The organism is Mycobacterium sp. IDUB_36, assembly GCF_055419225.1.
In genome coordinates, this window is sequence record NZ_JBVAXH010000001.1 from 3,191,768 (window position 1) to 3,211,322 (window position 19,555).

The following is a 19,555-nucleotide window of genomic DNA, read 5'->3' on the forward strand; positions in this document are numbered from 1 at the left end:
ACCGTCTCCTTCGCTGAGTTGGCTCCCACTACTCGGCAAATACTAGATTTGCGGCGTTCAGCGCGGCTAGAGGCGGTTTTCGGGACCGATGATCGCCCAGACCGTCTTACCGGACGGGGTGGGCGAGCAACCCCATGCACGGCAGACCGAGGCGACAATCGCCAGGCCGGAGATTCGGTCGGCGCCGCGGCGCGGATCCTCGTGGCGGGCCGCGGGCGTCGAGCTGTCGTCGCGAACCGACACCGTGAGCGCATCGCCGTCGGTCTCCAGCGCCAGCACCAGTCCACCGGAGGTGTGCTGCAGGACGTTCTCGACGAACACGTTTGCCGCCACGGTCGCAATCGGCGCGCGGTCCCTGAACGACCACGCGCTGAGTTGATGCGCAACGAACTCGCGGGCGGTGCGAAGGCTGGTGAGCGATGCCGGCAACTCGGTGCTCACCCGTGCGACGGCGCGGTGAGTGTCCGATCGACGTGCCGCCGCCAGCGCGATCTCCGCGGTGGGATGGACTCGAATGTGGCGGGTAATACCGTTGCGCGCCAGCACTTGTCGCCGGCCGGCATCGGCGCAGACGAGGTGAATGGGGACGGCGGGCCAGGTGTCGACCAACCAGTGCGCACTGGTGAATACCGCCCACGCCGACGGCGCGGGCACGTCGAGTCCGTTGACGTCGACGATGACGGCAGACGGCTCGTCCAGCGCAGCCTCGACAACCGCATCGCGCAGGCGCAGGTACGTGCTGCTGTCCGCGGTTCCCTGGACAGTGAGCAGGCAGGCGGTCCCGGCCATGCTCGCTGACACCGTCAACGGACTGACTGGTCTAGCCATGACCGATCCGGCCACTACGGCACGCGACCGTGAGCGTGCTGTTGCTGGTTGCCATTTTTCACCCCCGACGCACTGGCTACCCATTGCGTCAGGCAGGCAATCTGACCGTTTCGCCCGCTAGATCAACTGCGGGTGTGCCAGCGGGTACGGCGGCGCACCGACCCCGGCGATCGAGTGTGTGCCCTGCGGCGTCTGTTCGGTGATACGCGCCTCGGCGCTGTGCTCGCCCACCGTCACGGTGAGTGCGCGGGCCCGCACCAGCTCGGCCGGAATCGCATCGAAAACTGTTCCCTGCCAGTGGTATTGCCCGTCGACCGGTTCGATCCGCCCGGTCAGCGCGACCCGGACGTGTTCGACGGTGTCAGCGGCGGCCAGGGTCGCCGGCCCGTCGTAGCTGTCCGCGTCCGCGTCACGGGACGACAGCTCGAATGCAGAGGCATCGACGCGCCACGAAGGTGTGCGCAGGTGAACCCGCTCGTTGAACACGCCCTGGGCACTACGCCGCACCTCGATGCGAGTGTTGTCGCCCAGCAGGGTGAGGCAGCCGACGATATAGCGCATCGCGGCGGTGAAGTCCTGGCCGCTGACGGTGAAGTAGTTGGGAAACCCGTGTACCGCCACCCCGAGGTAGGGTTCGGCGCCGTCGACCCATGCCTGCTGGAGGGTGAGGCCCCGGGCGCCGACCACTGCGTCGGCCGGTAGTGCGGCGCGTACGGCGAACCCGGTCCCGTAGACGATCGCGTCGGCGTCGTGGTGGACGCCGTCGACGGTACGGACACCGGCCGCCGTCACCTCTTCGATCGGCGAGCGGGCTACGTCGACGCGACGCCGGCGCAGGGACCGTCGGGGCCGCGAGACATAGCGTCGGGGTGGCAGGGGGAATACCTCGACCTGTGCCGCCGACGCGGCCAGCCGTTCGATCAGCGCGCCAGATGTGGAGTCGGCACCGAGCACCGCGACTCGTTTGCCGGCCGGGTCGAAGTAAGCGTTGGGCATCGCGGCGTGCATCGCGGTGCCGCGAAAGTCCCTGCGCCCGAACACATCGGGGATCAGCGGAACGAACGGTGACTCGCAGGCGATGACGACCCGGCCGCGGCAGGTTTCGCCGTCCTCGGTGGTGAGCGTCCACGTATCGGTCTCGTCGTCGAAGACCGAGCCGACCGCGTCGCGGTCGAAGATCACGAAGTCGTGGATGCCGGCCGCCAACAGTTCGGTGGCGGCGTCGCCGTCGCCGATGAGGACGACAGCGTGGACACGCTCGGTCACAGGAACCGGGTGCGCGTCCATCCGCGGCGCGCCAGCGGGCCCATCAACCCGACCTCGGACAGGAATGTCGCCAGCGGCGCGAATCCGGCCACCTGTACTTCGCGGCGGTGCGCACTGCTCCGCGCGATCCGCCGAGCCTCGCGCGCGTCCAAGCCGGCCCGCGCGTACTGAACTTTGTTGGTGAACAGGTACCGGAAGAACCAACCGCCCAATCCGTTGACGTTGCCGACGAACCACCGCTCGGGGCGGCGCATCTGTGGCGAACGCTTGCGCAGCCCATCGCGGGCGAACTGGATGTGACGGGCCTCTTCCGTGACGTGAATTCGCATCAGCCGCTGGATGATTGGCTGCAAGTCGGGATCGTCCATCATCTGTCGCTGCAGCGAGTCGAAGATCTCCTCGCCGATCAGCGCAGCCACCCACAGCACCGAACCGCGGAAGAAGAAGGGCAACGTGTTGATGATCATCCGGTGATAGAGCCGGGGGCGTACCGGTTTTGCGCCGACCCGCTCGATGGCCTTACCGAACATCACCATGTGCCGGGTCTCGTCGCCCAGCTCGGTCAACGCGTAATGGGTGGCGCTGCTGGTGGGGTCCGTGTGCATGATCTTGCGCAACAACGCCTGGTTGAGGATGTTCTCGAACCAGATGCCGGCCGACAGGGTGTTCACCAGTTCCTGGCGCGACAATTCGATGCGCTGGGCGCGAGTCATGTTGTCCCACAGGGGCGTCCCGTACAACGACACCACCCTGGGCGGTAAGTAGAACTTGTCCGGGTCCAGAGGTGCGTCCCAATCGATGTCGACGACCGGCGCGTAGGACTTCTTGACCGAACCTTTGAGTAATCGGTCGGCGAAGTCTTCACGACCGCGGTCCGCCGGCTTCACTGCACTGGTCATGGTGCCGCTCCTGTCCACCGCTGCGCGCTGCATGGTCGCCCGCGCCGTCGTCATCGACGTTCTGTCAGACGGTAGGGAGCGGTTCTGAAGAAGTCAATACCCGCGGTACCGGATACTTTCGGTCCTGGCCTCGACGACGCTGGAGTTCCGTCGGTCGAATAAGTAGCTGGCTCATAGCAGGCGCAAATGATGCTCGAAAGGACATTGCCCCTGTGAATCCACTGTAGGTTGACTGCCAGGTTGCGGATGGCACTCACAGGGGGATTGCTGGTGCGGCACGGCGAATCCCATGCGGTGCGCGAGTTTTTTACGCGCGCGTCATCCGGACCTGCGGGGATAGTGGTCGAAGGCGAAGCCGGCATCGGCAAGACGACCTTCTTGCTCAACGTTGCCGAGACGGCCGTCGCCCGGGGCTTCCGCGTGCTGTCGACGGGCGGCGCGCTGACCGAGGCTCGGTACGCATATGCCGCAGTCGCCGACTTGCTGGAGACGGTCGACACCGACGCACTGGCGGACCTGCCGGCGGTGCAGCGGACCGCGTTGGAGCGGGTGCTGCTGCTGGCCGGCGACGGCCCCCCGACCAACGAGCGGACCGTCGCCGCGGCCTTCTTGTCCGTGCTGCAGCATCGCAGTTTCGATACTCCGGTCTTGGTGACCGTCGACGACGCGCAGTGGCTGGATGTGTCCAGTCAGGTGGTGTTCGCGTACGCGGCGCGCCGGCTCACCGGCCGGATCGGGGTCGCGACCAGCGTGCGAATCGGCCAGCCTCGGCACGGCGAAACACCGTCGTGGTTGAAGTTCGCCCGTCCCGACTCGACGTCGCGGATCAGGCTGCAGCCCCTCACGCTCGGTGGCTTGCACGCACTGATCTCGGAGCGGCTGGGCCACACCCTGCCGCGGCCGGTGATCACCCGCATCCACGAAGTATCCGGTGGTAACCCGTTTTTCGCGCTCGAGCTGGCTCGCTCGGTTGCCGAGGAGCCGTCCCGCGGCGTGGTCGACCTTCCGGATTCGCTGGCCGTGTTGGTGCGACAGCGGATCGGCCGGCCCGACGATGAGCTCAGCGCGGTGCTGTTGGCCGCTGCGTGCGCGGCGCTGCCGACGATCGAACGAGTGAGCCGCGCCGTCGGCCTCACCGTCGACCGCGTGGTCGAAGTCGTCGAGTCGATCGGGGCCTCCGGGGTCGTCGAGTTGGACGGCAACGAGGTTCGGTTCTGTCATCCGCTGTTCGCCAGCGGCGTCTACACCGGGGCGAGCCCGCCGCAGCGGCGAGCGATGCATCGCAAACTCGCGGACACCGTCGACGAACCCGAACTGCGGGCGCGCCACCTGGCGCTGGCGGCCACCACCGGCGACGCGGCCACACTGGAGGCGTTGGATCGGGCCGCCGAAGTCACTGTGGCGCAGGGCGCTCCGGCGGTGGCGGCGGAATTGATCGAGCTGGCAATCAAACTCGGCGGTGATACGCCCCTGCGGCGCATCCGCGCCGCGGAGCATCACTTCCGCTCCGGTGCGCTCGATCGCGCAGGCCTACGCCTGCGTTCGACGATCGATCGCTTGGAGCCGGGGAGCACGCTGCGTTGTGGCGGCCTGATGCTGCTCGCCGCGGTCACCGGGCACGACGAAAGCATGTCCGCAGCCGTGACGGCGCTGACCCAGGCGGTCGACGAAGCACGCGATCCCGTGCTGCAGGTGCAGGGCCGACTGCTACTGACGCCCGCAACGGGTCTCGCCGGGCAGATGGCGGCAGCCGTCGACCATGCGCGCGTCGCGGTCGCCGAGGCCGAACGGCTGGGCATCGACAGCCTGCTCAGCCCGGCGTTGGCGATGTGGGTGACGGTGCGGTTTCTCCACGGTCTCGGGTTCGACCGGCCGGCGATGCAGCGAGCACTGGAGTTGGAAACGCCGGGCGGATGGGCGGGCGCCACCTTCCAGGCCACCGCGGTGTCGGCGGTGGTCGCCGGCTGGGAGGGGGACCTGGTCACCGCCTGCGACCGGATGCACAAGGTGCAACGTCGATACCTGCAGGAGGGCAATGAGGTCGACATCCTGTGGGTAGCGCACCACGCGACGATGATCGACTTGTGGCTTGGCCGCTACCCCGAGGCCGCCGCAACGGCCGACGACGCCGTGCAGCGTGCCGAGCAGTTGGGCGGCAGACACATGCTCGCCAGTTCATGGACCTGTCAGGCCGCGGTGTCCTCGTACACCGGCCGCGAAAACGACACACGGACCGCCGCCTGGGCGGCGATCAACGCGGCGCGAGCCATCGGAACCGAGTTTCTGGTGGGTCCCGCCATCACGACGCTCGGTTTCATCGAGGTATCGCTGGGCAATTACGCCGAGGCGCTCACGGCTTTGGGACCGCTGCTGGCTTCGTTCGACCCGGAGCACGGCACCGAGATCATGGTGGGCGCTTACCTACCCGACGCGATCGAGGCATTGACCGCGCTCGGGCGCATCGATGAGGCCGAGCCGCTCGTCGCCGCCCTGGAAAGCAATGGGGCGAAACATGATCGCGCGTGGATGCTGGCGACGGGGGCCCGCGGGCGGAGTCATGTGCTGGCGGCCCGCGGCGATCTCGACGCCGCCGACGATGCCGCGCACGACGCGGTACGCCACCATCAGCGACTGCCGATGCCCTTCGAGCTGGCGCGCACCCAGTTACTGCTCGGCCAGTTACAACGACGCCGGCGCCGAAAGCAAGCGGCCGAAGCGACCTTGTGCTTAGCCCTCGAGACCTTCGAGCGGCTGGGCGCACCGCTGTGGTCCCGGCGCACCCGGATCGAATTGGAGCGGCTGAACGTCCCGGTCGCGGACGGCCACGGGCTGACCGCGGCCGAGCGGCGGGTTGCCGAACTCGCGGCGTCCGGCATATCGAACAAGCAGATTGCCGCGGAGCTGTTCATCGCACCCAAGACTGTGGAGATGAACCTCAGCAGCGTCTACCGGAAGCTCGGCATCCGGTCCCGGAGCGGCCTGGCCGGAGCCTTGAATACAGGGGATTCCCAGGGAAAGCCCTGATTCTTCACAGGGGTGGGCAGGGTACCGTCCAACACGTGTCCACTAACGGGTCGACCGAACCTTGCTTCTTGGTGGAGTGGTACCAGCCCGACTTGGCGACAATGCCTTTCGACCGGGCCGTTGAGCGGCTCAAGCAGGTCACCAGCGCACTGCGGGTGCGGCTGCTGGGAGCGTTGACAGCACCCACCGACGAGACCTTCTACGGGGTGCTTGCCGCGGATTCCGCCGAGGATGCGATCGAGGCGTGTCGTCAGGCCGGGTGGCACACCGATCGCGTCACCGCGGTGCGGCGAGCTCAGCTTCCTGCCTGACCAACGGCGGCGGCCGGATACAAGGGAAATCCCTGTATCGCGACGACGCCGCCGCCCCTAGCGTCGGTGTCATGTTCAAAAAATCTGCTGGTATGAACCTGTTTTTGCTGTTGGCCGCGGTCTCGGTGGGCTGGTCGCCGGTCGCCGGCGCCGACGAGCCCGACTGCGATCACGTGCCAGCCGAACAGGTGCAGCAGTGCCAGCAGGACAAAGCCGCGGCGGCCGCTAACCGCGCTACGGGTGAGACGAAGCAGGGCCTCGACCAGGCCAAGCAAGCCGCAGATCAGGCCAAGCAAGCCGCGGATCAGGCGAAACAGGCGCCGGAGCAGGGACAAAAGGCCATCGATATGTCGGACAAGAACTGCTGGCTGATCAACGGCGTCCCCACCATGTGGTCGCCGGCACTCTTCACCACCGTCGGCCAAACCGCCGAGCCGTGCTATTCGCACTTCGGGCTCACTCCGCACTGACGGTTCGGGGCAAAACGACAGGGAAATCCCTGTATCGCAACGGCCTTGTCGCGCCTAGCGTCGGCGTCATGTTGAAGAATTCTGTTGCTGTCACCGCGTTTTCGCTGTTGGCCACCGCTTCGATGGCGTGGCTGCCGATCGCGAGCGCCGACAACCCCAACGACTGCGACCAACTCCCCGCCGAGCAGGTGCAGCAGTGTAAAGAGAAGCAGGCCAAGGGGATCGCCGACGACGTCCTCAACAACGCGAACCGCGGGAATGGTCAACAGCCCAACAACGGGCAGGACCGCAACCGACCCCTCACCGGCGGAGCGTGGATGACGGTCAACGGTGTGCTGACCTGTGTTCCCAACGGCGCGGTGTTCCGCAACAACGAGCGCGTCGAATCGGTGCTGCCGCCGAACGGCGATCCGCGCTGCTGACCATGACGGGTGCGACCCCGCAGGGAACGCAAGGGATTTCCCTGTATCGGTCGGACCGTTTCGCCGCCTAGCCTCTCGTCCAGGCTTAGCTGAGATTTTCCAAAGAATTGGCGAAGGAAAACTCAGCCGAAAAGGAACCGAGAGGCGTGTTATGGCTGTTCGGCGGGGTAGCACGCGGATCTGGCAGTCGCGGGGGGCCGCTACGCGGCGCCGTCGGGCCGTCGCCCTAGGTGCGAGCGCCGGTGCCCTTCTCGCATTCGGCTTGAGTCCGTTGACTGCTGCGCCTGCCGCCCGCGCGGATGTGTTGACCGACTGGATAGACCTGATCGTTGACCCGGTGGTGAACACCGCATCGCCGGTCGAGGCGCTGGATGTGTCGGCCTGGCTGGACCCGTCGACATGGAACCTGGACTGGGCCGGTACCGGCTGGGCGGATCTGTTCGGGGCTTCGGCGGTCGCGTCGCCCGAGACCGTGGCTGTGGATGACTGGTTCGGCCAGTTCATCTACGAGCCGCTGCACACTGGCGTCGAGGACTGGATCAACAGCCCCGAAGGGCTGCAATTCGGCGACTTCGTCAACACCTGGTCGGGTCAATTCCTGATCGGTGACGGCGTCGATGGCACCGCGTTGAGTCCCGATGGCGGCGACGGCGGTCTGTGGTTGGGTGACGGCGGCGACGGCTGGTTCGGCGGCGACGGAGGGGACGCCGGGTGGTTTCTCGGCGACGGTGGCGATGCCGGAGGCCTTGCGCCGCAATCTGAGTTGAGTCTTCTGGCGTTGGACGATGCCGCGCCGATCAATGGCACACCGGGCGTGGCCGGTGACGCGGCGTTCCTGTTCGGCAACGGCGGCAACGGGGCCGACGGCACCGATGGGCTGTACGGCGGCGACGGCGGCGTGGGTGGCGCTGGTGGAGCAGGTGGTTACTTCTACGGCAGCGGCGGCAACGGTGGTGACGGCGGCTTCGGCGGCAACGGGACGGAGCTGAACCCCGACGGCGGTAACGGCGGGGCCGGTGGAGCGGGTGGAGTCGGAAGCGTGTTCTTCGGTCGCGGCGGCGACGGCGGTACCGGCGGCGGCGGTGGAGCCGGCTTCACCTCCTTCGAAACCCCAACCGGTGCAACTGGACTCGACGGCGGTATCGGCGGCAATGGTGGCGCCGGAGGCGCCGGCGGAGACGGGGGCTTCCTCTTCGGCGCCGGCGGTAATGGCGGCAACGCCGGCATGGGTGGCGATGGTGGTGACGGTGCCAGCGGCGGCGCGGGCGCCCTGGGCAGCTTCACCGACGGCGGCGACGGCAACGGCGGCGATGCCGGCGACGGCGGTTCGGGCGGGGCCGGTGGCCACGGTGGCCTCGGCGGTGACGCGGGCAAGGGTTCGTTCGCGAGCGACGGCGCGACCGGCAACGGCGGGTACGGCGGTGCGGGTGGCAACGCCGGCGCGGGCGGCACCGGTGGTCTCGGCGCGGCTGGGACCTCTGCTGACCCCGACGGCGGCGACGGCGGTGACGGCGGCGACCCGGGGACGTTCGGCCTTGGCGGTACCGGTGGTGCCGCTGGAACCGGCGGCCTCGGCGGAGGCACTGACGGTGGCAACGGTGGCGATGGTTACGGGTCGACAGTGCTCGCCAACGGAGGCAACGGCGGAGCCGGTTTCCAGTCGACAGTCGCCGGAACCTCAGGTGGCAACGGCGGCGATGGAGGCAATGGCGGGGCCTTCGGTAACGGCGGCGTCGGCGGCCGAGGAGCTAGCGGAGTTGCCGGCATCAATGGCGGGCCCGGTGGCAACGGCGGAAACGGTGGGGCCGGGGGACTCGGTGGTTCGACGTCAGGCAATGGCGGTGCCGGAGGTGCGGCCGGTAACGGCGCCAGCGGCGGCAACGGTGTATCGAGTCATATCGACGGCGGCGCCGGCGGGCGCGGCGGCGAGGTTGGCGCGGGTGGTACAGCGGCCAACGGCACAGCTGGGTCGACCCCGACCAGCGGTGGCAACGGCGGCAATGGCGGGACTGGCTTCACATCGACCACCGCCGGCTCCGACGGCGGCAATGGTGGCAACGGTGGCAACGGTGGATCAGTCGGTAACGGTGGCTTCGGTGGACGTGGAGGTAATGGCGTCGCCGGCGGGGCCGGTACGAATGGCGGTGCGGCGACAACACCGGGCGCGGTAGGTGGCAACGGAACCGTCGGCCAGGCCGGGGGATCTGGAGGTAACGGCGGGGCCGGCGGGTCTGGCGGGTCCACATCCGGCTACGCCGGAAGCGGCGGCTCGGGCGGAGACGGTGCGAACGGTGGTGCCGGTGGGTCCGGTGTCAACGGCGCGGCGGGTTCCGCAGGTTTCAACGGTGGCGCCGGCGGAAGCGGAGCCGACGGTGGCGCAGGCGGCAACGGCGGCAACGGCGGGGTTGGTGGCACCGCGGCGAATGGCAGTACGGGCTACACCGGATACGGCGGTAATGCCGGCAACGGCGGTGCCGGTGGGGGTGCGGGCAACGGCGCGGCGGGTGGTGCTGGTGACTCAGCAAGTCCTAACGGTGGCGCCGGCGGTAACGGCGGCAATGTCGGCAACGGTGGTGCGGCCGGCAACGGCGGTACCGGTCTGTTCAACGGTTCGAATGGGACGGCGGGTTCGACGCCGACCAGCGGCGGCAACGGTGGCAACGGTGGCGCTGGTTACAACGCGACGACCGCGGGTGCCAACGGGGGCAACGGCGGGGCCGGCGGTAACGGCGGCAACGTCGGCAACGGTGGCATCGGCGGTAAGGGCGGTAACGGTTTCGCGGGTACTGCCGGCAATAGCGGCACGACGTCGACCACGCCCGGGGCGGCCGGCGGCAGCGGCACGGTGGGTCAGGCGGGCGGATCCGGCGGCAACGGTGGCGCGGGCGGCTTGGGTGGCTCGACCTCCGGTAACGGCGGCAATGGCGGTGCCGGTGGCACCGGTGCCACTGGTGGCACTGGCGGCTCAGGTGTCAACGGAGTTGCGGGTGCCTCCGGTCAAGACGGCGGTGCCGGCGGTAGCGGTGCCAACGGTGGTGCTGGCGGTAACGGTGGTAACGGCGGGGCGGGCGGTACCGCTACGAACGGGACCGCAGGTCAGACCGGCGCTGGCGGCAACGGTGGCAGCGGCGGCAGAGGTGGCGGTGCCGGCAACGGCGCAAATGGGGGCAACGGAAACAGTGCACATCCTGACGGCGGAGCCGGCGGTCGTGGCGGCGACGTCGGAAATGGCGGTGTAGGCGGTAGCGGTGGGACCGGTTCCACCACCGGCGCCAATGGCTCCATTGGCACTGCGCCTACGTCCGGCGGCAACGGAGGCAAGGGCGGCGACGGCTACTCCTCGTTTGCAAACGGAGTCAACGCCGGCGACGGCGGTCGTGGTGGTGATAGCGGCTCGGTCGGCAACGGGGGTAACGGCGGCAACGGGGGCGGGTACAGCGACGGCATCAAGGAAGGTAATGGCGGCGACGGTGGCAACGGCGCTGTCAGAGGCGGCAACGGCGGTAACGGCGGCAACATAAGCGGCGGCCGGGGACAGGCCGGTGGAGACGGCGGTAACGGTGGTAACGGCGGTGTCACCGGCGGAACCGGTGGTTACGGCGGGTCGAGTGCTCAGTTTGACGCCACCGGTGGTGCCGGGGGTGACGGCGGTGCCGGCGGCGGGGTTTCTGGCGGCATCGGCGGCCAAGGTGGCGTCGCTTCGGGCGGCGGAAACGGCGGCGGGGGCGGCGGAGGCGGCGGCGGTAGTGCGCTGGGCGGAACCGGTGGCGACGGCGGTGATGGTGGCGACGGTGGCGCTAACGGCTTTGGCTATGTCGCAGGTAGGGGCGGATATGGAGGCCCTGGTGGTACCGGCAGCGTCGGCGACGGCGGCGCCGGCGGCGACGGGGGTAACGGCGGCAGCGGCACCCCCGCCGGCAGCGGTGGCAGTGGGGGTGATGGTGGGGCCGGCGGCAACGGGGGCACCGCTCCCTCGCCGGCCGGCGACGGCGGCGACGGTGGCAACGGTGTTAACGGCAGCAACGGGCCGTCCGGTCCCTACATACCTCCTGGCACGGCAGGCGCTGACGGCGCCCCCGGAACGCCAGGCACGCCAGGCCAGAACGGCTAGCGCGCGCCGCGACGGTCAACCGGCCCAGCCCGGTACGTTCACCCCATGACAGCTTTCGTCATCCGCGCCGGGGTCACCGGATTCGCAATGTGGGTGGTCACCAAGCTGGTCCACGGGCTGTACTTCGTCGGCGGTGACAACCGGCTGCAGCGAATCGGCATCATCCTGGTCGTCGCGATGATCTTCGGGCTGGTCAACGCGTTCATCAAGCCCGTCGTGCAGATCCTGTCGATCCCGCTCTACATTCTCACGCTGGGCCTGTTCCACATCGTGGTCAACGCACTGATGCTCTGGATCACCGCGCGTATCACCGCGAACACCACGCACTGGGGTCTGGCGATCGACGACTTCTGGTGGACCGCCATCAAGGCCGCCATCGTGCTGTCGGTGGTCAGCTGGGTGCTTTCGCTCGTAACACCCCGCGCCCGGCGCTGACCGGCACACTGGACTCATGCCCGAATTGCCCGAAGTCGAGGCGCTGGCCGACTATCTGCGGCAGCACGCCGTCGGCAAGACCGTCGGCCGCGTCGATGTTGCCGCGCTGTCGGTGCTCAAGACCTTCGCCCCGCCGATCAACGCGCTGCACGGCTTGACCGTCACCGGCGCCGACCGGTGGGGCAAATACCTCGGCGTCCACGCCGGCGAGCTGACCCTGATCACCCACCTATCCCGGGCCGGCTGGCTGCGCTGGTCGGAGAAGCTGTCGGCAACGCCGCTCAAACCCGGCAAGAACCCGATCGCCCTGCGCGTCCACTTGGGTCCGCCGGGCGAAGCGCCCGGGTTCGACCTCACCGAGGCCGGCACCCAGAAGCGCCTGGCGGTGTGGCTGGTCGACGATCCGCAGCAGGTCCCGGGCATCGCTTCGCTGGGTCCGGACGCCCTGCAGCTGTCCGCCGAGGACCTTGCCCGGGTGCTGGCGAAGAACACCGGCCGGATCAAGTCCGTCATCACCGACCAGAAAGTCATCGCCGGCATCGGGAATGCCTACAGCGACGAGATCCTGCACGTCGCCAAGCTCTCGCCGTTCGCCACGGCCGCCAAACTCAACGATGCTCAGCTCGCAGCCCTGTACGACGCGATGGTCTCCGTGCTCTCCGACGCCGTCTCGCGGTCGGTGGGCCAGCAGGCCGCAACGCTCAAAGGAGAGAAGCGTTCCGGCATGCGCGTGCACGCCCGCACCGGCCTGCCGTGCCCGGTTTGCGGCGACACCGTCCGCGAAGTCTCGTTTGCGGACAAGTCGTTTCAGTACTGCTCGACGTGTCAGACCGGGGGCAAAGTGCTGGCTGACCGCCGGATGTCGCGTTTGCTGAAGTAGCCGGCCCGGACGGGAAGACAAGGGAAATCCCTGTATCGCCGACGATGGTGAGTTGCCTAGATTTGGGATCTCACTAGACGCAGCAGAGGAGACGCCATGTTTTCACGTGACGAACATCGCCGACATGCCGGGCCGAGGGCCACCCTGATCGTCGCCGGCGCGGCTGGACTCTTTGCCGCGGGACTCGTCGGAGCCGGGCCCGCAGCAGCCGATCAGGCCCAGGATGATCAGTACTTCGCCGCCCTCCAGCAAATTTATCCGGGAAGAAATCTCAGCCCGGCCGCCAACATTGGTAATGCGCACAAAATTTGTGACCACCTGGGTGCCGGAGAGAGCTTCGACAAGGTAGTCAATGACGTCCGCGGGGCGGACGACAACATCGAGGCCGTGGACGCCGTGCAGCGAGAGGTCCACCTGGCGAAGTCCACCTACTGCCCGTAGCGGAGCCGGGTGCCGGCAGACGGTCGAGTGCGGCGTCTGCTGAAATGAGCGCATGACTCGGCAGAAAATCCTCATCACCGGAGCCAGCTCGGGCTTGGGCGCCGGGATGGCCCGCGCGTTCGCCGCCAAGGGTCGCGATCTGGCGCTGTGCGCCCGTCGCACCGACCGGCTCGAAGAACTGAAAGACGAACTCGCACAGCGCTATCCGGGGTCCAAAGTGGCCATTGCCGCGCTCGATGTCAATGACCACGACCAGGTGCCCAAGGTGTTCGCCGAATTGTCTGATGCGCTCGGTGGCATCGACCGGGTGATCGTCAACGCCGGTATCGGCAAGGGTGCCAGGTTGGGGTCCGGCAAGCTGTGGGCGAACAAGGCGACCCTCGAGACCAATTTGGTTGCCGCCCTGGTGCAAATCGAGACTGCGCTGGAGCTTTTCAAGGCACAGGGGTCGGGGCACCTGGTGCTGATCTCCTCGGTGCTCGGGTCGAAGGGCGTGCCGGGCGTCAAGGCGGCCTACGCCGCAAGCAAGGCCGGCCTGAGCTCACTGGGGCAGTCACTGCGCGCCGAATACGCCAAGGGCCCGATCAGGGTGTCGGTGATGGAGCCGGGCTACATCGAGTCGGAGATGACGGCGAAATCCCAAAGCACGCTGTTGATGGTCGACAACGAAACCGGCGTCAGGGCACTGGTTGCCGCGATCGAACGTGAACCCGGCCGAGCCGCGATCCCGTGGTGGCCGTGGGGTCCGCTGGTCGCGCTGCTCAAGGTGATGCCGCTGTCGATGGCCAAGCGGTTCGCCTAGTCGGCCTTCGTTAGTCGGCCCGGCCCGGTTGATGGGCCGGGCCCGCCTTTCGCGGCCGTCGGCCGCTCAGTCGGCCCGGCCGCGCTCCGCGCGATAACGGCGAACCAGGGCGTCGGTCGAGCTGTCGGATTGCGCTGGCGGAGCAGCATCGTCGGTGAGGACCGGCAGCAGCTCCTTGGCCTGTGTCTTACCCAGCTCGACGCCCCACTGGTCGAACGAATCGATGCCCCAGACGACGCCCTCGGTGAACACCTGATGTTCGTAGAGCGCGATCAGCTGGCCCAGCACCGACGGGGTCAGCCGGGTTGCCAGGATGGACGTCGTCGGTCGGTTCCCGGGCATCACCTTGTGCGGCACCACTTCTGGCGCCGTGCCCTCCTCGGCGATCTCGTCGGCGGTCTTGCCGAATGCCAGTACCTGCGTCTGGGCGAAGAAGTTGCTCATCAGCAAGTCGTGCATGCTGCCGGTGCCGTCGGACGTGGGCAGGTCGTCGGTGGGCTGGCTGAAGCCGATGAAGTCAGCCGGGATAAGCCGGGTGCCCTGATGCAGCAATTGGTAGAACGCGTGCTGACCGTTGGTTCCCGGTTCGCCCCAATAGATTTCGCCGGTGTCGGTGGTGACCGGAGTTCCGTCGGCCCGGGTCGACTTGCCGTTGGACTCCATCGTCAGCTGTTGCAGGTATGCGGCGAAGCGGGCCAAGTCGTTGGAGTACGGCAACACCGCACGCGACTGTGCGCCGAAGAAATCGGAGTACCACAGTCCGATCAGGCCGAGCAGCGCCGGCGCGTTGGCATCCAGGGGTGCGGTCCGAAAGTGTTCGTCGACAAGATGAAAGCCGGCCAGAAAATCCGCGAACGCCTCGCGCCCGATCGCGGCCATCACCGACAAACCGATCGCCGAGTCGACGGAGTATCTGCCCCCGACCCAGTCCCAGAAGCCGAACATGTTGTCGGTGTCGATGCCGAACTCGTCCACCTTCTCCTTGTTGGTCGACACGGCCACGAAGTGCTTCGCCACCGCATCGTCGCCGAGCGCGTCGGTCAGCCAGCGCCGCGCCGCGGTCGCATTCGTCAGCGTCTCCAGCGTGGTGAACGTCTTGGAGGCGACAACGAAAAGTGTTGTGGCCGGGTCCAAGTCGGTCAGCTTGGCGATCAGGTCGGCCGGGTCGACGTTCGAGACGAACCGCGCCGAGATGCCGGCGTCGGCATAATGCCGCAGCGCCTGATACACCATGACCGGGCCCAGGTCCGAGCCGCCGATGCCGATGTTGACGACGGTGCTGATCCGCTTCCCGGTGGCGCCGGTCCACTCGCCGTTGCGCAGTCGGTCGGTGAAATCGCCCATCCGGTCGAGTACTTCGTGCACGTCGCCGACGACGTCCTGCCCGTTCACCGTCAAGGTGGCATCCCGCGGCAGCCGCAACGCGGTGTGCAGCACGGCGCGGTCTTCCGAGACGTTGATGTGCTCGCCGTCGAACATCGCGTCGCGGTGTCGTTCGAGTTCGGCGGCACGCGCGAGATCGATCAGCAGGCGCAGGGTGTCGCGGTTGATCCGGTGCTTGCTGTAGTCGATATACAGATCACCGACGGTGACGTTGAACTCGCGGCCGCGGTCGGGGTCCTCATCGAAGAACTCCCGCAGCGACGTCTCGCCGATCTGCCGGTGATGCTGTTGCAGCGCCTTCCATGCCGGGGTCGCTGAGATGTCGGGAATCTGGTCAACCGCAGTCATCCCTCGACCCTAGTCAGGCCGACGGGTGCGCCGTCAAAGGCAGAGTGAACGGGCGGCGAAGCAAGCGGGCGCCGCGATCAACCGTTTCGTGTGATCGCGTAGTGAACGCTTCCGTTCGGGCCGCACGTCTCGGTCGCGGAAGTGACGTCTGCGTTGATCGTCCGCGTACAGCCGACGGGGTTGACGCCACCGACCCAGGACCCGGCCTGCAGATGCAGATCTTCCTGCCCCCTCGCATTCGGCGGATTGATCTCGAGGTGAGTGCAATCCGCCCCGCAGGGACTCAATGCCCAGACCATGGTCTCCCCGACACTCACGGGCACCATTCCACCGACCTCGGTCACCGTGGCAGTGAAATTGCCGCTCGGCGGCGCTGCGGCCGCCGGGCCGGCCAGTGCGAGCGCGGCACTGGACAACGCCACCGCGGCGACGACGATTCTGGAGCTGGGCATTCCTGACATCCCTCCCGCGGCAGACCGTGTGCTGTCGCTGTACCGCGCGACACTAAGAGGATCGGGCGGAATCGGATACAGGGAAATCCCTGGGGTTTACAGCGCCACGGGGTGAAGCCGGCGGCCCGTCAGTGACCGAGCCGGCCGCGCCCCAGCCGCAGCAGCAGCATGGCCAGGTCCTTGCCCTCGGGTCCGAGTTCGCTGTAGCGGGCGATGACCTGCATCTCGCGGCTGTGCACCAGTCGGGTGCCGCCGGACGCCATCCGCGCCTTGCCGATCTCTCGCGACACCTCGGCCCGACGCTTGACCGCGGCCAGGATCTCGGCGTCGAGCCGGTCGATCTCCAGGCGCAGCTCGTCGATGTTGATCGGTTGTTCGGTTTCGATTGCCATTGCAGACTCCGGATTCTCGTGTGGGTTCTGCGGTGTCATCCGGTTTCGGGCCTCACACAAGAAACGAGCCCCGGATCCGGAAGCGGACCGCGGGGCTCTGGGAAGCAGCTACACCACGGGCACCGCTGGCCGGTACCCGTAGAAAAATCGCCACTGCGCATTGAGCACAAAACGAGTGTGCCACTTGCGGCCGTTCCAGCGCAAAGGTGTCGTCCGCGAGCGGTAGGTTGGGGCAGTCATGACCAGTGCGCGTGTAACCGAATCCGAAACCGAACAGCTGCTCGACGGCCTCAATCCGCAGCAGCGCCAAGCGGTGCTGCATGAGGGCTCGCCGCTGTTGATCGTCGCCGGCGCGGGCTCGGGAAAGACGGCCGTGCTGACCCGGCGGATCGCCTACCTGCTGGCCGCCCGCGACGTCTCGCCCGGACAGGTGCTGGCGATCACGTTCACCAACAAGGCCGCAGCGGAGATGCGCGAGCGGGTGGCTACGCTCGTCGGCCCGCGGGCCCGCTCGATGTGGGTGTCGACATTCCACTCGACTTGCGTGCGGATCCTGCGCAACCAGGCCTCGCTGCTCCCCGGTCTGAATTCCAACTTCTCGATCTACGACGCCGACGACTCCCGCCGTCTGCTGCAGATGATCGGCAAGGACATGGGCCTCGACATCAAGCGGTACACGCCGCGGTTGATGGCCAACGCCATCTCCAACCTGAAGAACGAGCTGATCGACCCGCAGCAGGCACTGGCCAACCTGTCCGACGACGACCTCTCCGACGACCTCGCCCGCACGGTCGCCGCGGTGTTTGCCGAATACCAACAGCGGCTGCGGGTGGCCAACGCGCTCGACTTCGACGACCTGATCGGTGAGACGGTCGCCGTACTGCAGGCGTTCCCGCAGATCGCCGAGCACTATCGGCGGCGCTTCCGGCACATCCTGGTCGACGAGTACCAGGACACCAACCACGCCCAGTACATGCTGGTGCGCGAACTGGTCGGCCCCGAACTCGAACCGGACGACGACGGGGTGCCGCCCGGCGAGTTGTGCGTGGTCGGCGACGCAGACCAGTCGATCTACGCGTTCCGTGGCGCCACCATCCGCAACATCGAGGATTTCGAACGCGACTATCCGAACGCCACCACGATCCTGCTCGAGCAGAATTACCGGTCCACGCAGAACATCCTCTCGGCGGCGAACTCGGTGATCTCGCGCAACCCGGCCCGCCGGGACAAGCGGCTGTGGACCGACGAAGGCGCAGGCGAGCTGATCGTCGGCTATGTCGCCGACAACGAGCACGACGAGGCGCGTTTCATCGCCGAGGAAATCGACGCGCTGGCCTCGAGCAGCGATATCACCTACAACGACGTCGCCGTCTTCTACCGCACCAACAACTCGTCGCGGTCGTTGGAAGAGGTGTTCATCCGAGCCGGCATTCCGTACAAAGTCGTTGGGGGAGTGCGGTTCTACGAGCGCAGAGAGATCCGCGACATTGTCGCCTACCTGCGGGTGTTGGACAACCCCGGTGACGCGGTCAGCCTGCGGCGCATCCTGAACACGCCGCGGCGTGGCATCGGTGACCGTGCCGAGGCGTGTGTCGCGGTGTACGCGGAAAACACCGGATCGAGCTTTGCCGATGCGCTCGAGGTCGCCGCCGAGGGCAAGGTGCCGCTGCTGAACACGCGGTCCGCCAAGGCAATTGCGGGCTTCGTCGAGATGATGGACGAGTTGCGCACCCGGCTGGCCTCCTCGGAGGGCGACCTGGGCGAGCTGGTCGAGGCGGTGCTCGAGCGCACCGGCTACCGCACGGAGTTGGAGTCCTCGTCGGACCCGCAGGATCTGGCCCGGCTGGACAACCTCAACGAACTCGTCAGCGTCGCACACGAATTCGCCATCGACCTGGCCAACGTGGCCGCGCTCGACGACACCGTCGACGACGAAGACGTACCCGACACCGGGGTGCTCGCCCAGTTCCTGGAACGGGTGTCGCTCGTCGCCGACACTGACGAAATTCCCGAGCAGACAGCCGGTTTGGTGACACTGATGACGTTGCACACCGCCAAGGGGCTGGAGTTCCCGGTGGTGTTCGTCACCGGCTGGGAGGACGGGATGTTCCCGCACATGCGGGCGCTGGGCGATCCGGCGGAGCTCTCCGAGGAGCGCCGACTGGCGTACGTCGGCATCACCCGGGCACGTCAGCGGCTGTTCGTCAGCCGGGCCAAGGTCCGGTCATCCTGGGGTCAGCCAATGCTCAACCCGGAATCGCGGTTCCTGCGCGAGATTCCGCAGGAACTGATCGACTGGCGGCGCACCGACCCGACACCGTCATTCAGTGCGCCGGTCAGCGGAGCGGGTCGCTTCGGCACGCCCCGCCCGTCGCCGACCCGTAGCGGCGGAGGCAGCAAGCGTCCGCTGCTGGTGTTGGCGCCCGGCGATCGCGTCACGCACGACAAGTACGGTCTGGGCCGGGTCGAAGAGGTGTCGGGCATCGGCGAGTCGGCGATGTCACTGATCGACTTCGGCAGCTCGGGCCGGGTCAAGTTGATGCACAACCACGCCCCGGTGGCCAAGCTCTAGTCGTCGAGCAGCCAGTCGCGGGTGCGCGGCAGGAACGCCAGCACGGCGCTGCTGATCGGCAGAATCGGCAGCATGTGCACAATCCAGCCCACCCGGGCATCCGCGATGAACACACCCAGATACGTCAGAATCGCAACGCCGGCGCCGGCCGCGATCAGGTAGCGGCTCAGTGGTTGGCGCAGGAGCAGCAGGATCACCCCGGAGATGGTGGCCGAGGCGAAGACCAGGGCCAGGAACGCCACCGCGACGCAGAACAGCCGATCCGAGCCCCACCAGCCGGCGATCAGATCCGTCGCCACCACTGACGTGGCCCAGCCGCTGATGATGCTGACGGCTGCCGCGGCCACCGCCGTGGTCCGGCTGGGCGTTCCGTAAGGGGGCGGCGGGGGAGCGGGGGCGAACTGCGGCGGCGGAGGGGCCGACGGTCGCGGGATGTGAGTCGTGCGGGCGTCTTCCGCCTGTGGCATCGGACCGGTGGGTGCGCGCCGGATGATGCGTGTTTCGGGGTTACCGGGGCGC

At 67.7% G+C, this 19,555-nt stretch carries 17 protein-coding genes and 1 pseudogene; 11 read left to right on the forward strand and 7 right to left on the reverse strand.

What is annotated here, in order from left to right:
- Positions 1–66: 66 nt before the first annotated feature.
- From ACZYW1_RS15865 to ACZYW1_RS15875, 3 genes are all read right to left on the reverse strand, one after another.
- Positions 67–828, reverse strand: a complete 762-nt coding sequence (locus ACZYW1_RS15865) for a sulfate transporter (protein ID WP_463787136.1) — start codon at positions 826–828, stop codon at positions 67–69.
- A gap of 117 nt (positions 829–945) precedes the next feature.
- A complete protein-coding gene (locus ACZYW1_RS15870) occupies positions 946–2,115 on the reverse strand; it encodes a DUF4873 domain-containing protein (RefSeq protein WP_463787137.1) in 1,170 nt (389 codons plus the stop codon).
- Positions 2,091–2,993 carry an AurF N-oxygenase family protein gene (locus ACZYW1_RS15875; protein WP_463787138.1) on the reverse strand — a complete coding sequence of 301 codons (903 nt, stop codon included), beginning with the start codon at positions 2,991–2,993 and terminating at the stop codon, positions 2,091–2,093. Before ACZYW1_RS15875 ends, ACZYW1_RS15870 begins: the two co-directional genes overlap by 25 nt.
- Positions 2,994–3,239: 246 nt before the next feature.
- Between ACZYW1_RS15875 and ACZYW1_RS15880 the strand changes: the two genes are divergently transcribed.
- From ACZYW1_RS15880 to ACZYW1_RS15925, 10 genes and pseudogenes are all read left to right on the forward strand, one after another.
- Positions 3,240–6,017 carry a helix-turn-helix transcriptional regulator gene (locus ACZYW1_RS15880; protein ID WP_463787139.1) on the forward strand — a complete coding sequence of 926 codons (2,778 nt, stop codon included), beginning with the start codon at positions 3,240–3,242 and terminating at the stop codon, positions 6,015–6,017.
- A gap of 35 nt (positions 6,018–6,052) precedes the next feature.
- Positions 6,053–6,328, forward strand: coding sequence for a hypothetical protein (locus tag ACZYW1_RS15885; protein ID WP_463787140.1), 276 nt, complete (start codon positions 6,053–6,055; stop codon positions 6,326–6,328).
- A 92-nt stretch (positions 6,329–6,420) separates the two neighbouring features.
- The gene (locus ACZYW1_RS15890) at positions 6,421–6,798 is read left to right on the forward strand and encodes a hypothetical protein (RefSeq protein WP_463787141.1); all 378 of its coding nucleotides are present in this window, start codon (positions 6,421–6,423) and stop codon (positions 6,796–6,798) included.
- Between the two features lie 68 nt (positions 6,799–6,866).
- Positions 6,867–7,220, forward strand: coding sequence for a hypothetical protein (locus ACZYW1_RS15895; RefSeq protein WP_463787142.1), 354 nt, complete (start codon positions 6,867–6,869; stop codon positions 7,218–7,220).
- A 271-nt stretch (positions 7,221–7,491) separates the two neighbouring features.
- A complete protein-coding gene (locus ACZYW1_RS15900; protein WP_463787143.1) occupies positions 7,492–11,331 on the forward strand; it encodes a PE family protein in 3,840 nt (1,279 codons plus the stop codon).
- Positions 11,332–11,376: 45 nt separating this feature from the next.
- Entirely contained in the window at positions 11,377–11,766 is a 390-nt protein-coding gene (locus tag ACZYW1_RS15905; protein WP_463787144.1) for a phage holin family protein, read from the forward strand.
- Positions 11,767–11,782: 16 nt separating this feature from the next.
- Positions 11,783–12,025 (forward strand): annotated as a pseudogene (locus ACZYW1_RS15910) (DNA-formamidopyrimidine glycosylase family protein); the annotation flags it as partial.
- Between the two features lie 132 nt (positions 12,026–12,157).
- Positions 12,158–12,646 (forward strand): zinc finger domain-containing protein, encoded by a 489-nt coding sequence (locus ACZYW1_RS15915; RefSeq protein WP_463787851.1) that lies wholly within the window; start codon positions 12,158–12,160, stop codon positions 12,644–12,646.
- Positions 12,647–12,742: 96 nt separating this feature from the next.
- A complete protein-coding gene (locus tag ACZYW1_RS15920) occupies positions 12,743–13,087 on the forward strand; it encodes a DUF732 domain-containing protein (RefSeq protein WP_463787145.1) in 345 nt (114 codons plus the stop codon).
- 52 nt (positions 13,088–13,139) lie between these two features.
- Entirely contained in the window at positions 13,140–13,889 is a 750-nt protein-coding gene (locus tag ACZYW1_RS15925) for an SDR family oxidoreductase (protein WP_463787147.1), read from the forward strand.
- Between the two features lie 66 nt (positions 13,890–13,955).
- On the opposite strand, the gene pgi is transcribed toward ACZYW1_RS15925, so the two are convergent.
- The 3 genes from pgi to ACZYW1_RS15940 all read right to left on the reverse strand — a co-directional run bounded on the left by pgi (position 13,956) and on the right by ACZYW1_RS15940 (position 16,503).
- Positions 13,956–15,620 carry a glucose-6-phosphate isomerase gene (gene pgi, locus ACZYW1_RS15930; RefSeq protein ID WP_463787148.1) on the reverse strand — a complete coding sequence of 555 codons (1,665 nt, stop codon included), beginning with the start codon at positions 15,618–15,620 and terminating at the stop codon, positions 13,956–13,958.
- A 77-nt stretch (positions 15,621–15,697) separates the two neighbouring features.
- Positions 15,698–16,072 carry a hypothetical protein gene (locus tag ACZYW1_RS15935; protein WP_463787149.1) on the reverse strand — a complete coding sequence of 125 codons (375 nt, stop codon included), beginning with the start codon at positions 16,070–16,072 and terminating at the stop codon, positions 15,698–15,700.
- 128 nt (positions 16,073–16,200) lie between these two features.
- Positions 16,201–16,503, reverse strand: coding sequence for a chorismate mutase (locus ACZYW1_RS15940; protein WP_463787150.1), 303 nt, complete (start codon positions 16,501–16,503; stop codon positions 16,201–16,203).
- A gap of 199 nt (positions 16,504–16,702) precedes the next feature.
- Between ACZYW1_RS15940 and pcrA the strand changes: the two genes are divergently transcribed.
- A complete protein-coding gene (pcrA, locus tag ACZYW1_RS15945) occupies positions 16,703–19,036 on the forward strand; it encodes a DNA helicase PcrA (protein ID WP_463787151.1) in 2,334 nt (777 codons plus the stop codon).
- Here pcrA and ACZYW1_RS15950 read toward each other — a convergent pair.
- Positions 19,033–19,503, reverse strand: coding sequence for a hypothetical protein (locus ACZYW1_RS15950; RefSeq protein ID WP_463787152.1), 471 nt, complete (start codon positions 19,501–19,503; stop codon positions 19,033–19,035). The genes pcrA and ACZYW1_RS15950 overlap by 4 nt on opposite strands.
- Between the last annotated feature and the right edge of the window lie 52 nt (positions 19,504–19,555).

Excerpts from the sequence above, each read along its gene's own strand:
- ACZYW1_RS15865 (WP_463787136.1), bottom strand. The coding sequence starts at position 828 with ATGGCTAGACCAGTCAGTCCGTTGACGGTGTCAGCGAGCATGGCCGGG.
- ACZYW1_RS15870 (WP_463787137.1), bottom strand. The coding sequence starts at position 2,115 with ATGGACGCGCACCCGGTTCCTGTGACCGAGCGTGTCCACGCTGTCGTC.
- ACZYW1_RS15875 (WP_463787138.1), bottom strand. The coding sequence starts at position 2,993 with ATGACCAGTGCAGTGAAGCCGGCGGACCGCGGTCGTGAAGACTTCGCC.
- ACZYW1_RS15880 (WP_463787139.1), top strand. The coding sequence starts at position 3,240 with ATGGCACTCACAGGGGGATTGCTGGTGCGGCACGGCGAATCCCATGCG.
- ACZYW1_RS15890 (WP_463787141.1), top strand. The coding sequence starts at position 6,421 with ATGAACCTGTTTTTGCTGTTGGCCGCGGTCTCGGTGGGCTGGTCGCCG.
- ACZYW1_RS15895 (WP_463787142.1), top strand. The coding sequence starts at position 6,867 with ATGTTGAAGAATTCTGTTGCTGTCACCGCGTTTTCGCTGTTGGCCACC.
- ACZYW1_RS15905 (WP_463787144.1), top strand. The coding sequence starts at position 11,377 with ATGACAGCTTTCGTCATCCGCGCCGGGGTCACCGGATTCGCAATGTGG.
- ACZYW1_RS15920 (WP_463787145.1), top strand. The coding sequence starts at position 12,743 with ATGTTTTCACGTGACGAACATCGCCGACATGCCGGGCCGAGGGCCACC.
- ACZYW1_RS15925 (WP_463787147.1), top strand. The coding sequence starts at position 13,140 with ATGACTCGGCAGAAAATCCTCATCACCGGAGCCAGCTCGGGCTTGGGC.
- pgi (WP_463787148.1), bottom strand. The coding sequence starts at position 15,620 with ATGACTGCGGTTGACCAGATTCCCGACATCTCAGCGACCCCGGCATGG.
- ACZYW1_RS15935 (WP_463787149.1), bottom strand. The coding sequence starts at position 16,072 with ATGCCCAGCTCCAGAATCGTCGTCGCCGCGGTGGCGTTGTCCAGTGCC.
- ACZYW1_RS15940 (WP_463787150.1), bottom strand. The coding sequence starts at position 16,503 with ATGACACCGCAGAACCCACACGAGAATCCGGAGTCTGCAATGGCAATC.
- pcrA (WP_463787151.1), top strand. The coding sequence starts at position 16,703 with ATGACCAGTGCGCGTGTAACCGAATCCGAAACCGAACAGCTGCTCGAC.
- ACZYW1_RS15950 (WP_463787152.1), bottom strand. The coding sequence starts at position 19,503 with ATGCCACAGGCGGAAGACGCCCGCACGACTCACATCCCGCGACCGTCG.